Source organism: Candidatus Synechococcus spongiarum, from assembly GCF_900047545.1.
Lineage (GTDB): Bacteria > Cyanobacteriota > Cyanobacteriia > PCC-6307 > Cyanobiaceae > Synechococcus_B > Synechococcus_B spongiarum_C.
The window spans coordinates 1-12,269 of sequence record NZ_FITM01000007.1 but is presented as its reverse complement, the minus strand read 5'-3'; the positions used below and the strand labels follow the sequence as shown (position 1 = coordinate 12,269).

General features: G+C 63.5%; 14 protein-coding genes. 4 read left to right on the top strand and 10 right to left on the bottom strand.

All coding sequences use genetic code 11. The annotated features are described in order from the left end of the window. Nucleotides 1-36: 36 nt before the first annotated feature. The 3 genes from FLM9_RS00325 to FLM9_RS00315 all read right to left on the bottom strand — a co-directional run bounded on the left by FLM9_RS00325 (nucleotide 37) and on the right by FLM9_RS00315 (nucleotide 2,169). Nucleotides 37-657 (bottom strand): hypothetical protein, encoded by a 621-nt coding sequence (locus tag FLM9_RS00325; protein ID WP_074456724.1) that lies wholly within the window; start codon nucleotides 655-657, stop codon nucleotides 37-39. Next, the gene (locus FLM9_RS00320) at nucleotides 642-1,274 is read right to left on the bottom strand and encodes a choice-of-anchor R domain-containing protein (protein WP_306806767.1); all 633 of its coding nucleotides are present in this window, start codon (nucleotides 1,272-1,274) and stop codon (nucleotides 642-644) included. The genes FLM9_RS00325 and FLM9_RS00320 overlap by 16 nt, the downstream gene beginning before the upstream one ends. A 574-nt stretch (nucleotides 1,275-1,848) precedes the next feature. Beyond that, the gene (locus tag FLM9_RS00315; protein WP_074456722.1) at nucleotides 1,849-2,169 is read right to left on the bottom strand and encodes a hypothetical protein; all 321 of its coding nucleotides are present in this window, start codon (nucleotides 2,167-2,169) and stop codon (nucleotides 1,849-1,851) included. A 36-nt stretch (nucleotides 2,170-2,205) separates the two neighbouring features. Between FLM9_RS00315 and FLM9_RS00310 the strand changes: the two genes are divergently transcribed. Further along, nucleotides 2,206-2,514 carry a DUF6439 family protein gene (locus tag FLM9_RS00310; RefSeq protein ID WP_074456721.1) on the top strand — a complete coding sequence of 103 codons (309 nt, stop codon included), beginning with the start codon at nucleotides 2,206-2,208 and terminating at the stop codon, nucleotides 2,512-2,514. Here FLM9_RS00310 and FLM9_RS00305 read toward each other — a convergent pair. Beyond that, complete coding sequence (locus tag FLM9_RS00305) at nucleotides 2,470-3,231, bottom strand: GUN4 domain-containing protein (protein ID WP_074456720.1); 762 nt, start codon at nucleotides 3,229-3,231, stop codon at nucleotides 2,470-2,472. The genes FLM9_RS00310 and FLM9_RS00305 overlap by 45 nt on opposite strands. On the opposite strand from FLM9_RS00305, the gene mnmH reads away from it, so the two are divergent. The 3 genes from mnmH to FLM9_RS00290 are packed head-to-tail and all read left to right on the top strand — an operon-like array spanning nucleotide 3,230 to nucleotide 5,729. Beyond that, entirely contained in the window at nucleotides 3,230-4,264 is a 1,035-nt protein-coding gene (mnmH, locus tag FLM9_RS00300; RefSeq protein WP_074456730.1) for a tRNA 2-selenouridine(34) synthase MnmH, read from the top strand. The two genes, FLM9_RS00305 and mnmH, sit on opposite strands and share 2 nt — an antisense overlap. A gap of 24 nt (nucleotides 4,265-4,288) precedes the next feature. Then, nucleotides 4,289-4,624, top strand: coding sequence for a photosystem II reaction center protein Psb28 (gene psb28 / locus FLM9_RS00295; RefSeq protein WP_074456719.1), 336 nt, complete (start codon nucleotides 4,289-4,291; stop codon nucleotides 4,622-4,624). Further along, nucleotides 4,596-5,729: an AI-2E family transporter gene (locus FLM9_RS00290; protein ID WP_306806766.1), complete on the top strand. Its 1,134-nt coding sequence runs from the start codon at nucleotides 4,596-4,598 to the stop codon at nucleotides 5,727-5,729. The genes psb28 and FLM9_RS00290 overlap by 29 nt, the downstream gene beginning before the upstream one ends. 150 nt (nucleotides 5,730-5,879) lie before the next feature. Here the strand turns inward: FLM9_RS00290 and secF are convergent, their stop codons facing one another. The 6 genes from secF to rsmA form a co-directional block, all read right to left on the bottom strand. Continuing rightward, nucleotides 5,880-6,932: a protein translocase subunit SecF gene (gene secF, locus FLM9_RS00285; RefSeq protein WP_081340072.1), complete on the bottom strand. Its 1,053-nt coding sequence runs from the start codon at nucleotides 6,930-6,932 to the stop codon at nucleotides 5,880-5,882. Beyond that, nucleotides 6,929-8,371 carry a protein translocase subunit SecD gene (gene secD, locus FLM9_RS00280; RefSeq protein ID WP_257242931.1) on the bottom strand — a complete coding sequence of 481 codons (1,443 nt, stop codon included), beginning with the start codon at nucleotides 8,369-8,371 and terminating at the stop codon, nucleotides 6,929-6,931. The genes secF and secD overlap by 4 nt, the downstream gene beginning before the upstream one ends. Before the next feature lie 37 nt (nucleotides 8,372-8,408). Further along, on the bottom strand, nucleotides 8,409-9,392 hold the full coding sequence (locus tag FLM9_RS00275) for a pyruvate dehydrogenase complex E1 component subunit beta (RefSeq protein WP_074456727.1): 984 nt from the start codon (nucleotides 9,390-9,392) through the stop codon (nucleotides 8,409-8,411). A 217-nt stretch (nucleotides 9,393-9,609) separates the two neighbouring features. Beyond that, complete coding sequence (locus FLM9_RS00270; RefSeq protein ID WP_074456726.1) at nucleotides 9,610-9,921, bottom strand: DUF3082 domain-containing protein; 312 nt, start codon at nucleotides 9,919-9,921, stop codon at nucleotides 9,610-9,612. A 22-nt stretch (nucleotides 9,922-9,943) separates the two neighbouring features. Further along, the gene (ispE, locus tag FLM9_RS00265) at nucleotides 9,944-10,873 is read right to left on the bottom strand and encodes a 4-(cytidine 5'-diphospho)-2-C-methyl-D-erythritol kinase (protein ID WP_074456717.1); all 930 of its coding nucleotides are present in this window, start codon (nucleotides 10,871-10,873) and stop codon (nucleotides 9,944-9,946) included. After that, complete coding sequence (gene rsmA / locus FLM9_RS00260) at nucleotides 10,870-11,733, bottom strand: 16S rRNA (adenine(1518)-N(6)/adenine(1519)-N(6))-dimethyltransferase RsmA (protein WP_257242930.1); 864 nt, start codon at nucleotides 11,731-11,733, stop codon at nucleotides 10,870-10,872. The genes ispE and rsmA overlap by 4 nt, the downstream gene beginning before the upstream one ends. Between the last annotated feature and the right edge of the window lie 536 nt (nucleotides 11,734-12,269).

Below are 12,269 nucleotides of genomic sequence, written 5' to 3'. Positions count from 1 at the left end.
ACATCCTAACACCCTCGCCACTTGTTCAGAGGTGTCCTAATGACTGACTTCTTCGGCTCTGTCGCCCTCCCCTCCGCCCCGCTCACCGACGGCGCGGTGATGTCCGGCGGCGTCAGGCTGCCGTCCACCTTGTGGCTGCTCTGCGCCGCAAGGGCGTTGTGAGTGATGTCCGCGGTGTTGTTGTCCTGCCATCACCGTGTACTCAAACACCAGCGGCGTCATGGTCGAACCACTCCCATAGGCCGACGGACGGGAGTTGGTGCCCACCTCCAGGTTGATCACCGGATCGCCCGTCAGCGTCACCGCCTCGTCGAAGGTCACGGTGACCTGGATCTTCTCGCCGCCGGCATATTTCTTAGGGGTTGTCCCCGAAGTCGGCGTCGAGGTTATCGCCACTTGGGTGACGTCCGGCACCGAATCCACGTTAATGGTCATGGTATAGGCAGAGGCGGTGCCGGCGGCGCCGTCGTTCACCTTGAACTGGAACGTCGTGTAGTTGTTCCCGTTGGCGTCTTCGGGCGGGGCGTATTTCAGCTTGTTGTCGTCGATCTCGGCCTTGGTGACCTCCTTCGGCAGGTCCTCCGCCGGAATCGCCGTGCTGTCCAGCGTCAGCGTGCCGTTGCCGGGCAGCAACATGATCTTCACCGCTTCCAGCACGTCGCTCGCATCCGTGTCCGAGAAACTGAAGTCCGTGGTCTGGAACTGTAGGCTGTGTCCTCCTTTGTGCTCACCTCACTGTTCGCGGCCGGCGGCGTGGTGTTTTTCACGGTGCAGCTGATGCGGATCTTCTTGGAATCTCCCCAGGTCGACCAACTGCCGGTTTCACTGTTGTTTCGGTAGATGCTGTCGTTGGCAATGCTCCAGCCCGTCGTGCCCCTCGAGTCTTCACTATCTGAAGAGGTGTTCCGGAGATTATTGACATAGCCAACATTAGTGTCGACCACGAACAAGTAGGTCGTGTTTGCCTCGAGATCGATTCCCGTTGTCGTACGCGTGTAGACCCTGTCGTTATTGTTTATCACCAGGACTGGACACGACAACTTATCCAGTTTGGTTTGGGGTTCGTGGTGTGTATCGCTATCATCGGATGGAGCAACTTCCTCGTCGCTGCTCCATGTGCCAACGAAGTCGTTGATGTCAATTGCCTCCATCACTCTAGCAAACTCCGCCTCGACGGCGGTCAGAGTATAACCCAGCGCTTTGGCGCCCGTCGTGAACGCCTGTGCCTGGTCGACAGCGCCCAAATTACCTGTTCCACTATCGGTTTGGTTGATGTTGGAGATCAGTACGTCGGCCGAGACGGGGGCGACGACAGCACCCGCGACGGCGAGCAGCAGCGCGGCCCATGAGGTCAGCCGTCATGGGCTGTGGATGGCGATGGCGCCAGAGAGGAAACCGTACGGGCTGCGACCACAGTCCCGGCTCCCACTCATAGCATATTTATTGCAGCCTTGCAGGGCAAGGGCCTGATCTGTAACAAACCGACTGCCGACATCATGCCTGTCATCTTCCAAAGGAATTGAATCAATTGAAACTATTGACTCAGCCCTCACGCGGGATAGGACCTACCCACCACACTACAGATATTTGGTCGTGTGCAACGCGAATTCTGGATAAGGGGACCAGGAACAGTCGCCGTTTCCCCACCTGAACACGGTTACCGGTCCTTGTCAACCCTTCCCGCAACTACCTTTTCACGGCGAGAGGGCATCCTGCGCAGAAAAACTCGCTTTTCACTCCCACGTCTTTTCCCGTTATTCCCGCGTCAGCGGGAATCCACTAACCGGAGGGAGGGAGGGCAGCACTACGGCTGGTTGGCACGAAAGCCCGCCTGACGCCTTGTTGCCGTTAACCGCCGCCGCGGCTGGCCAGGACGGCAACCGCCATCCCCACGCCAAACCAGCGCAGCCCCCACCAAAACCGCTCCCCAGCCCACCACCAGGGTTGAGGTGGAGCAAGGCGCCGCAACAACCGTTGCCGTTGCCGGTTGCGCCGCGCCCGGAGGCCTGATCCGCGCCTATGGGCTGCCCCCAGTCGCCGTTGGCAGGCGGTCAACCTGAAAACCAGACCCACCAGGTGCTGCTCCTGGCGCCGGCGGCTGTGGAGCCTGTGCTGGCGGCGGGTCGTTCCAGGGCTTGACACAGCACAGGGGGCAACGGTTGGCTCCATGCTGGAGCAACGCCTGTCCCTCGCCCGATCCACGTCATGGCCGCCCTGCGTCGTCCTCTCAATCCCGCCGCCCTTCCCCTGGCCCGCGCCTTGCTGGACGCGCTGCGCATCAACGAGCGCCAATGGCACGCCCTGAAAACCAGTCGTCGCCACCGCGCTGCAGAGCAGATGGCTGCTGGGCTGAACCAGTTACTCCACCACCAGGATCAGGCCGCCATGGCCTCGCTGCAAACGGCTCTGGATTGGCTACGGGGTGAGCTGCGCGATCCCGGCTGCCCTGATCACCAGGGCAAGCCCCCATCAACCCTCCGGACAACGGGCCACGATGGCCGGGTGGTTCAGTAAGGCATCCATCAGCCGCACCCCCCGCAATTGATTCACCAGGGGCATGTGCCCCTCCGGTGCGGCGTGGCGCCAAGTGAACTGGTTGGGGTAGCGGGTCCAGAGGCCGCCCTGCTTCCATCCCAAGCGGGACCAGAGCTGCTCCCAGCGCCCCCCACAGGCCTTCAGCAGGCGGCGCTGCACGGAAAATCCGTAGCGCCCTCGGGAGTAGGCAACCCAGAGACGGTCAATGGTGTCCAGATCCACCATGGCCAGGGCGGGCACCTCGGAGAAAAACACGTACCCACGCCCCTCGGCAGCCGGGCCGGCCATCCGCCGCAGGCTGGCCATGGTGAGACGATCCGCCTCCTGGAAAGCCTCGGTCGCCAGGGCCTGCTGCAGGAGTTGATGGTCCTGGCCCATGGCGGAGGGGGCGGCAAACCACCCTTGGGGGTGGCTGCGGAGAAAACCCGCCCGTGTCGGTCCCTCCTGGGCCATGAGCAGTTGGATCAGGCTCCCGGCCCCCCAATCGTCGCCGGCCGGGTCGTAGGCCTGCAACGCTGTGGGAATGAACGCCAGCAACTGCGGGGCCTGGTCCAGCACAGTGCTGAGCAGCCGCTGGCGTTGGCGGCCTCGGGCTTGGCGCAACTCGTCCAGCAACTCTGCAGGCACAGTCAACCCGGGAGAGAAACAACACTGTGTCCCATGGTAGAGGCTGCCAACAGGGACAATGCAGTCCATGGCCTGTTCTCTCCCCTGTGACCGTTTCCTGAAGGCGGACGGTCCCCTGCTGGACGTACGGAGCCCTGGGGAGTTTGTTCGTGGTCACATCCCTGGCGCCCACAACCTTCCCCTCTTCAGCGACGAGGAGCGGGCCGCGGTGGGGACCCTGTACAAACACCAGGGCCGATGGGCCGCGGTGCGCCGTGGGTTGGAACTGGTGGGACCACGGCTGGCTGTGCTGGCGGAGCAGGCCGCTGCTCTGGCAGGGGCTGACGCCAAGCTGCGGCTGCATTGCTGGCGTGGTGGCCTGCGCAGCAGCAGCACTGCCTGGCTCCTGGAAACCTGTGACCTGCCTTGCACCCTCCTGGACGGTGGCTACAAGGCCTTCCGGCGCTGGCTGCGCCAGGGCCTGGCCCAGCCGTGCCCCATCGTGCTTCTTGGCGGCCACACCGGCAGCGGCAAAACGGAAGTGCTCCATGCCCTTCGCGTTGCCGGGGCCCAGGTGTTGGACCTGGAGGGGTTGGCCCACCATCGGGGCAGCAGTTTCGGGGGGTTGGGTCAGCCGCGACAGCCCAGCACCGAGCAGTTTGAAAATGACATTGCCATGGCCTTGCAGGCGATCTCCCCCCATCGGGTGCTCTGGATTGAGGCGGAGAGTGTCCAGGTGGGCTGTTGCCGCATTCCGCCCGAACTGTTCCACCAGATGGAGCAGGCGCCGCTGGTGGCGTTGCAGCGGCCGGAGCATGAGCGGCTGGACCACCTGCTGGCCACCTACGGCCCCATGCAACGGCAGGAATTAACGGAGGCCACCCGGCGCATTGGCAAACGCCTGGGACTCCAGCGGACCCAACAGGCGGTGGAGGCCATTGCCGCCGGCAATCTCCGCCTGGCTTGCCAAGTGATCCTTGATTACTACGACCGCACCTATGCCCATGGTCTGGCGCGGAGTCCCCGAACTCCGGTTCTCCTGTCGCGGGAAGGCCTGTCCAACACGGCCGTGGCCCAGCGGCTTCTGGCCATGGAGCCGACGCTTTTGAAGCACAGCCTGTAGGCTGCCTGTTTGGGAACATTCGTCATGGCGGCCATTCAGTTTTTTCGGGGCGTTGACGAGACCGTCATTCCTGACATCCGCATGACCCGCTCCAGGGACGGGGCGACGGGACAGGCCATTTTCGTCTTTGAGGAACCGGATGCCCTGGGACCGGAGATGACCAGCGCCATTTCCGGCATGTTCCTTGTGGACGAGGAGGGGGAACTGGTGAGCCGGGAAGTAAGGGGCCGCTTTGTCAACGGCCGTGCCAGTGCCATTGAAGCCACCTACACCTGGAAGACAATGGAGGAGTTTGAGCGATTCATGCGTTTTGCCCAGCGTTATGCCAAGCGTGCCAACCTGGACTTTGCGCAAAGCTGAGCGGGGGATGCCCATGGGCTTTGGACAGTGGCTGGGCTTGCTGGCGCTGCTGGCGGCACTGCTGCTGCTCTGGAGCCTGAAGGATGTGTTGTTGGTGCTGTTCAGTGCCGTTGTTCTGGCTCTGGCCCTGAATCTGCCCGTGCGGGCCATGGAGCGCCATTGCGACTGGCGGCGGCCCTGGGCGTTGCTGGTGGTCTTGCTGGGCCTGAGTGTGGTGGTGCTGGTAAGCAGCGTGGTGCTGGTGCCCCCCTTCGTGAAGGAGTTCCGGGAGTTGATCGAGAAGCTGCCCCAGGCGTTGAACACCCTGCTGGCGCTCATCGATGCCAACTACCGGGCCGTGATTCTCAACATCTATGGCACCGACTCGGACCTGCCCGACAGCCTGGCTGAACTGTTTCGCACCAGGACGGATGTTGGCGCCGCCCTGGAGAGGGGCCTGCAGGGATTGCTGGGCCTGGTGGGAAACCTGGGTGGTGGGGTGCTGAAGGTGGTGCTGGCCCTGGTGCTGGCGGTGATGCTGGCGGCCCAACCCAAGCCCTACCAGGCGCTGGCTATCCGCCTGGCGCCCAGTTTCTATCGCCGCCGCCTGCAGGTGGTGCTCAGCCACTGCGATAGCGCCTTGGGCAATTGGATGGTGGGTCTGCTGATCAGCTCCTTCTGTGTGGCGGGGTTGGCCGGGATTGGCCTGGCCGTGCTGGGGGTCAAGCCCGTGGTGGCCAATGCCTTGTTGGCGGGTCTGCTGAACGTGATTCCCAACATCGGCCCCACCATCAGCACCGTTTTTCCCGCCTCTGTGGCCCTGCTGGATTCCCCATGGCGTGCCTTGGCCGTGGTGGTTCTTTATCTGGGCATTCAGAACGTGGAGAGTTACCTGATTACCCCATTCGTGATGCATAAACAGGTGAAGCTTTTGCCTGGCCTGGCTCTGTTGTCCCAGTTCGTGTTCGCGGTCCTGCTGGGGCCGCTGGGGTTGCTTATGGCCTTGCCGCTGGTGGTGGTGCTGCAGGTGTTGGTCCGTGAGGTGCTGATTCACGACGTGATGGATCACTGGCTACTGGGCGGCGCGGCTGGCGCGGCCATAGCAGAGGAAGGGCCAGAAGGTTGAGCACGGCCAGGGGTTGCGCCCTGATGCTGTAGCCTATGGCGGTCCAGGTGAAGTAATCCAGCAACAGGCCCAGCTCATCCCCCAACTGCAGCAGTGCCAGAAGGGTCATCAGCACCAGCACCAGCCGCTGCAGGCCACGCAATAGGGAGTTCATGCCGTGTCTTTCTTCAACAGGCCCAGCAGCAGGGGCGCCACAAACAAGGAGGAATAGGTCCCCACGGCAATTCCGAAGGCCAGGGCCACGGCAAACCAGCGCAACTCCCCGCCGCTGAAGACGGCTAAGGCCAGGATGGGCAGTTCCGTGGTGATGGAGGTGTTGAGGGAGCGCACCAGGCTGGCGGCGATGGAGTGGTCAATGCGGGCAATGACGCCAAGCTGGGGTTGGAGGCGATCCGTTTCCCGGATACGGTCGAACACCACCACGGTGTCGTTGACCGAATAGCCCGCCAGGGTCAGCAGGGCCACGGCAAAGAGGCTGCCCACCTGCACGTCCCACACCTGCCCCAACCAGGCAAAGAGCCCCGCCACGATCACCACATCATGGACCAGGGCCCCCAGGGCCAAGGCGGCATTGAGGGGGGAAAAGCGGAAGGCGATATAGACGGCCACCCCCAGAAAGGCAACGCCCAAAGCCCGAAGGGCGGACCGCAACAACTGGGCGCCGAGGGACGGTCCGATGGTGTCCACCTGGGTGTGCTCCCGTTGAAAGGGGGGGAGGGATTCGGCCGTGGCCAGATGGTCCTCGATGGCTTGGGCCTGGGCAATGGTCAAGGCCGTTGAGCGCAACAGAATCCCCTCGCCGTCATCCAGAAGCTGGACGTTGAAGCTGGAAAGTGCCGGGGCGGGCTGCTGGTCTCCCGCCGGCTCCAACTGCACATCCGCCAGGACGGAGCGCAGCACCGGCAACCGGAGACGCTCGCTGGTGGTGCAGGGTCCGGGATCATGACAGGCCAACTCCATCTGGATGCTGGTGCCGCCACGGAAATCCAACCCCGCCTGCAGCGGGGCGCGGATTTGCGGGTCCCTGCCGTTCACCAGGAAGCCCAGCAGGGACGCCACCACCATCATGGCCGAGAGCAGCAGCAGCACCCTGCGGTAACGGCTGGCTTGAAACCCGGTGAACGTCCCCGAGGGGCCAGCGGCCTCGGAGGCTGGCGCCGACGGGATCTCGGGGGGTGTGGGGACGGTCTCGCTGGAGGTCATTGCACAGGCTGGAAGTACTTGAGCCGGCGCAGGGCCGGATACAGGAAGAGACTGGTTTTCAACAGGGTCCTGCTACACACCAGACTGGTGAACAGGCTGAGACTCACGCCAATGCCCAGGGTGATGGCAAAACCACGCACCAGGCCGCTGCCCAGGTAGCCCAGGGCCAAACAACTGATCAGGGTGGTGACGCTGCCGTCGAGGATGGAACTGAAGGCGCGGCTGAAGCCGGTCTCCACGGCCTGGTAGAGCTTGCGGCCCGAGCGCAATTCCTCCCGGATGCGTTCAAAGATGAGCACGTTGGCATCAACGGCCATGCCGAAACTCAAGATCAGGCCCGCAATCCCCGGCAGGGTCAGCACCACCGGCACCAGGGCGTAGATCGCTAGGTTGAAGAGGGCGTAGATGGCCAGGGCGGCAACCGCCACCAGGCCGGGCAGCCGATAGATCAACACCATCAACCCACTCACCAGCGCCAGACCCACCAGGGCCGCACTCAGGCTGCGGCGCACGTTGTCGGACCCCAGCGTGGCACCCACGCTGCGCTGTTCCACAATCTCGGTCTCGTAGGGCAGGGAGCCGCCGCGAAGCTGCACCTCCAGTTCACGGGCCTCCTCCAGGGTGAAGGTGCCGGTAATCCGTGCCCCGCCTCCCGTGATGCCGTTCTCCCGAAACTCCGGCCCCACGGTGGGTTCACTGATGGCGTGACCATCCAGAAGAATGGCCAGCCGCAGGTTGGCATCGGCGGCCACCTCCTTGGTGAGATCCGCAAAGGCCTGGCCGCCGGCGGCGGAAAAGGTGAGGCTGAGCTGGTAGTACTCCCCCTGGGATTCCAGGTTGGGCTCAGCTACAGCTTGCACCAGATCGTCACCGGTGAGGGGCCGCAGGTCAAACAACTGACCAATGTCCTGCTCCAACTGGTCCAAGGTTGTTCGAGAGGCTCCCAGCGTCTCTCTCACGGCACGACGTTGCTCGCCATCGCCCCGGCTGCGCTGCAACTGTTCCAGTTGCTGTTCGCCAAGGAGGACCGCAACCTGTGCATTCCGGCGCTCCTGCACCAGCGTTGTGTAGCGATCCACCTCACTGGAGCGCAACACCCCGAACTGGAGAACCGCCTTCTTGGTGATCTGGTTGGCTGCCTGCTGCAAGGTGTCGTCCACCGTGGCCTCCGCCTCTGCATCTTCACCGGGGGTAGGTTGGACCGTGGGCAGTTGCACCACCACCCGATCAGAGCCCACGGTCTGGATCCGGGTCTGGGCAAGCCCCAGGCCGTCAATGCGCCGCTGGATCACGCTCTTCACCCCGTCCAGGTCTGCGGCGGTGAGGACCACCTGGGGTTCGGGGCTCAACACCCGGGCGCTGAGCTGATGCCCGCCTCGTAAATCCAGCCCCAACTGGAGCGACTGATTGCCCAGCAACACCGCCGCGGCTAGGACCATGGCCAGGATCACCGGGAGCCATCCTTGACGGACCATTTCAGATGTGACCTCGAATCAGGTGTTGACAGGTTTCCACAATCTGGTGGGGCTGGATGATGGTGTGATTCTCCAGGGTCCCGTTGTAGGGGGTGGGAATGTCCTGGGAGGAGAGGCGCACAGGCCGGGCATCCAGCTCGTCGAAACAATGCTCGCTGACCAGGGCCACCAGCTCGGCGCCAATGCCGCCGGTTTTCATGCACTCCTCCACGATGACCACCCGGTGAGTCTTGCGGATGGATGCGGTGATGGTGTCCAGGTCAAAGGGTTTGAGGCTGATCAGGTCGATGAGTTCCGGATCGTGGCCCAGTGCGGTGAGCTGCTCCACGGCCCTCACACAGTGGTGGCGCATGCGGGAATAGGTCAGCAGGGTGACGTCCTTGCCCTCCCGCACCAGTTCCGCCTGGTTCAGGGCACAGGTGTAGGACCCTTTCGGCAACTCTTCGCTCAAGTTATAGAGCAGCACGTGCTCAAAAAACAGCACCGGGTTGTCATCACGGATGGCGGCTTTGAGCAGGCCTTTGGCATTGGTGGGGGTGCTGCACGCCACGATCCTGATGCCGGGCACGGCATGGAAGTAGGCTTCCAGCCGCTGACTGTGCTCTGCCCCTAACTGCCGCCCCACGCCCCCTGGTCCCCGCACCACCACGGGGATGGTGTAGTTGCCGCCGCTGGTGTAGCGCAACATGCCCATGTTGTTGGAAATCTGGTTGAAGGCCAGCAGCAAAAAGCCCATGTTCATGCCCTCCACGATGGGCCGCAGGCCGGTCATGGCGGCGCCCACCGCCATGCCGGTGAAGCTGTTTTCCGCGATGGGGGTATCCAGAAGACGCAGATCCCCGTACTTCTTGTGCAGATCTCTGGTGACCTTGTAGGAGCCGCCGTAGTGACCCACGTCTTCTCCAATGACCAACACACGGGGATCACGCTCCATCTCCTCGTCGACGGCTTCGCGGAGAGCATTGAAAAGAAGGGTTTCTGCCACAGACCCGGGGATGCCCGCCCGCAGCAGGCCTTGAAACAAAGCCCTTAGACCTTAACCCAGGCCGGGGAGCGTTGATTCGGGTGTGCTCACCCGCCCGCGGCAAAGCTGGTGAGCAGCAGCACGGACAGCATCAATCCGGGACTCAGAAGTAGGGCCAGCAGGCCCAGGTCGTGGGGGGTCATGGCAAATCAATCCTTGTCCCAGGTTAGCGGCCAATTCAACGGCCGGCACTGGGCAGAAGTGAGCGCACCAGCAGCAGAGACAGCCCCACGGCAATGAGGCTGAAGCTGAAGACCGCCAGGAAGCTGGTGCCAACGAGAATGGTCTTGAGGCCCACGGCAATGCTCTGGGCAACGGGCTTGCTGTAGTGGGGGGGATGGAGGGTGAAATGCACCACCAACCTCTCGGCCACCAGCCAGGAGAGCACGGCAAACAGACCACTGCTCAAGGCGCCCGCCAGATAGCGGAGGGGTCCGTGCCGTGGGCGTGACGAATCGCCAGGAGCGGAATCTGGGGGGGAGGGGGTCATGGCAGCACCTGAGCGCAGTGTGTCAGCAAAAGCGAACTCCATCTTCACGGAGACCACAGACCCAGGCCTGGATGTTGTTGGCCTTGAGGCGGCCGGACAGGCTGCGGTGGGCCGCCTGGGCCGTGTCCACGGTGGGGAAGATGGCAAACACACTGGGACCGGAGCCCGTCATGGACACCCCGCAACAGTCCGCCGCCTGACGCAGCAACTCCAGGTTCTGGCGCACGGCAGGGAGTTGGGCCGTGACCACGGCTTCCATTTGGTTACACAGCAGATGCCCCACCGTGGTCATGTCCCCCCGCTGGAGCGCCGCCACCATCTCACTGCGACGCAAGGCCTGGCGAGAGCCACAGAACGCCTGCTCCCCCTTGAGATAGGCCCGGGACAACTCTTCCCGACAGATGCCGTAGGCCCAGGCCGTGGGCACGGACACATCCATCCGCTTACTGAGCAATACAGCCCCTCCCGCGGGCCTGGCCACGGGCTCCAGACGCTCACCCCGTCCAAAACACAACTGGGTGCCGCCGGCAATGAAAAAGGGCACGTCGGAGCCCAACCGGGCCCCGTACGTCTGCAACTCTTCCGTGGACAGTCCCAATTCCCAGAACCGATTCAAGCCCATGAGCGCTGCCGCCGCATTGCTGGAGCCACTCCCCAACCCTGCTTTCAGAGGAACGCGCTTGTGCAGAAGAATCCGCGCATTCAACTGCCGCTCAGGGAACACCTCCCGCAGGAGCCGCGCCGCCTGCATCACCAGGTTGGTGTGATCGTTGGCCAATTCCAGCCCTTCGCAGTGGAGGTGCAAGCCGCTGTGGGGCTCCAACACCAGCTCATCGCAGAAATCAACGGCCTGCATCACCATGGCCAGCTCATGGAAGCCGTCGTCCCTCAGACCCAGTAGGGCCAGGTGCAGGTTCACTTTGGCCGGGGATTCCAGCTTCAGGCAGGTCATGGCAGGGGAAGGGAAGGCGCCAGCGCTTGACTCAAGGCTACCCACTGATCGGGATCGAGGTCTTGGGGCCGCTGGCCCAGGTCCACGGCAGCCTGCCGCGCCGCCTGCTTCAGGCTGGCCAGCGGCCAGACGCCGCCCAACGTGTTGCGAAGCATCTTGCGGCGCCCCGTGTAGGCCACCCGCAGCAGTTGCTCCAGCAAGGAGGCCTGCTCCGGCCCGTAACGGCGCTGGTGGGGCGGGTGGGGCGTGAGCACCACCACTGCCGAGGTGACCTCCGGCGCTGGTGAAAAACAGGCTGGGGGCACAAGGCACAGGGTCCGGGCTGCCGCCAGGAGTTGCATGCGAACGCTGAGGGCCCCGCAGGCGGGACTCCCCGGCAGGGCCGTGACGCGATCCGCCACCTCCTTCTGCATCAGCAGAACCAACCGTTGAAACTGGGGCTGTCGCGGTTGCGCCACACTGCCCATCAGCCCCTGCAACAGAGGACCGGTGATGTTGTAGGGGATGTTGGCCACCACCTTGTTGGGGTTGCAGGCCATGGGCTGGTGCAGCAACTCTAGGGCATCACCCTGGACCAGGGAGAAGCGCTCGTCAGCCCCGAAGCGCTGCTGTAACCCGGCGACGAGCTGGCGATCCAGCTCCACCGCCACGACGGCCGCGGCCGGGGTGGCCAGCAAGTGGTCGGTCAGGGCACCCCGCCCTGGGCCAATCTCCAGCAGCCGGTCTTCTGGGCCAACCTGGGCAGCCGCCATAATCCGCCGCAACACCCCCTGATCCCGCAACCAGTGCTGACCCAGGCGTTTGCGGGGCCGTGGCATGGGGAGACCCGTGGCCGCCGCCGTGGTGCACTTTAAGGCCATGGGGGCGCTTCTCGCAAGCCGAAGATGGAGGCAGCCGCCATGGGGTGACGCGCCTCAGGGCAACAGGAGTTGATAAACCCGGTCAATGCGTTCATTCATTTGGTCAATGCGCATGTTCAGGGGCCAGCCATTGCCGCCACTCGTGCATGGCGCCGCCAAGGATCGGCGTGGTTGTGATCCGCTCTGACGGCGTAGTTGTGGCTGAAGAACTGGCAGCCATTGCAAGACCTGCTTCAGTACAAGTTTAGCGTTCCCTTGTTCTGGCAACCTGCGATAAGGCACTGCTCGAAGCCACAACATCCGAGAGGGTCAGGATGTTTCCCGCCCAACTGCGGGCGCCATGAACTCTGGCTCCCCTCTTGCAAGCCAGACTGAACAGTGCCCGTGCTCAGAAATCTTTGCGCAACGACCCCGATCCCTTGTGGGAATCCTGGTCTTAGGCTCAGGACCCATAAGATAGGAAGAGACGCCCTTTGGTGAGGGATCCCCCGAGAGACCTTGAGGAGGAGGAAGGATGGAGGCTTTGTTCTGGCTCA

What these genes read in the sequence shown, in the direction of transcription:
- psb28 (WP_074456719.1), top strand. Translation starts at nt 4,289, where the DNA reads ATGGCGGCCATTCAGTTTTTTCGGGGCGTTGACGAGACCGTCATTCCT.
- FLM9_RS00315 (WP_074456722.1), bottom strand. Translation starts at nt 2,169, where the DNA reads ATGGAGCCAACCGTTGCCCCCTGTGCTGTGTCAAGCCCTGGAACGACC.
- rsmA (WP_257242930.1), bottom strand. Translation starts at nt 11,733, where the DNA reads ATGGCCTTAAAGTGCACCACGGCGGCGGCCACGGGTCTCCCCATGCCA.
- FLM9_RS00310 (WP_074456721.1), top strand. Translation starts at nt 2,206, where the DNA reads ATGGCCGCCCTGCGTCGTCCTCTCAATCCCGCCGCCCTTCCCCTGGCC.
- secF (WP_081340072.1), bottom strand. Translation starts at nt 6,932, where the DNA reads ATGACCTCCAGCGAGACCGTCCCCACACCCCCCGAGATCCCGTCGGCG.
- mnmH (WP_074456730.1), top strand. Translation starts at nt 3,230, where the DNA reads ATGGCCTGTTCTCTCCCCTGTGACCGTTTCCTGAAGGCGGACGGTCCC.
- ispE (WP_074456717.1), bottom strand. Translation starts at nt 10,873, where the DNA reads ATGACCTGCCTGAAGCTGGAATCCCCGGCCAAAGTGAACCTGCACCTG.
- FLM9_RS00305 (WP_074456720.1), bottom strand. Translation starts at nt 3,231, where the DNA reads ATGGACTGCATTGTCCCTGTTGGCAGCCTCTACCATGGGACACAGTGT.
- FLM9_RS00270 (WP_074456726.1), bottom strand. Translation starts at nt 9,921, where the DNA reads ATGACCCCCTCCCCCCCAGATTCCGCTCCTGGCGATTCGTCACGCCCA.
- secD (WP_257242931.1), bottom strand. Translation starts at nt 8,371, where the DNA reads ATGGTCCTAGCCGCGGCGGTGTTGCTGGGCAATCAGTCGCTCCAGTTG.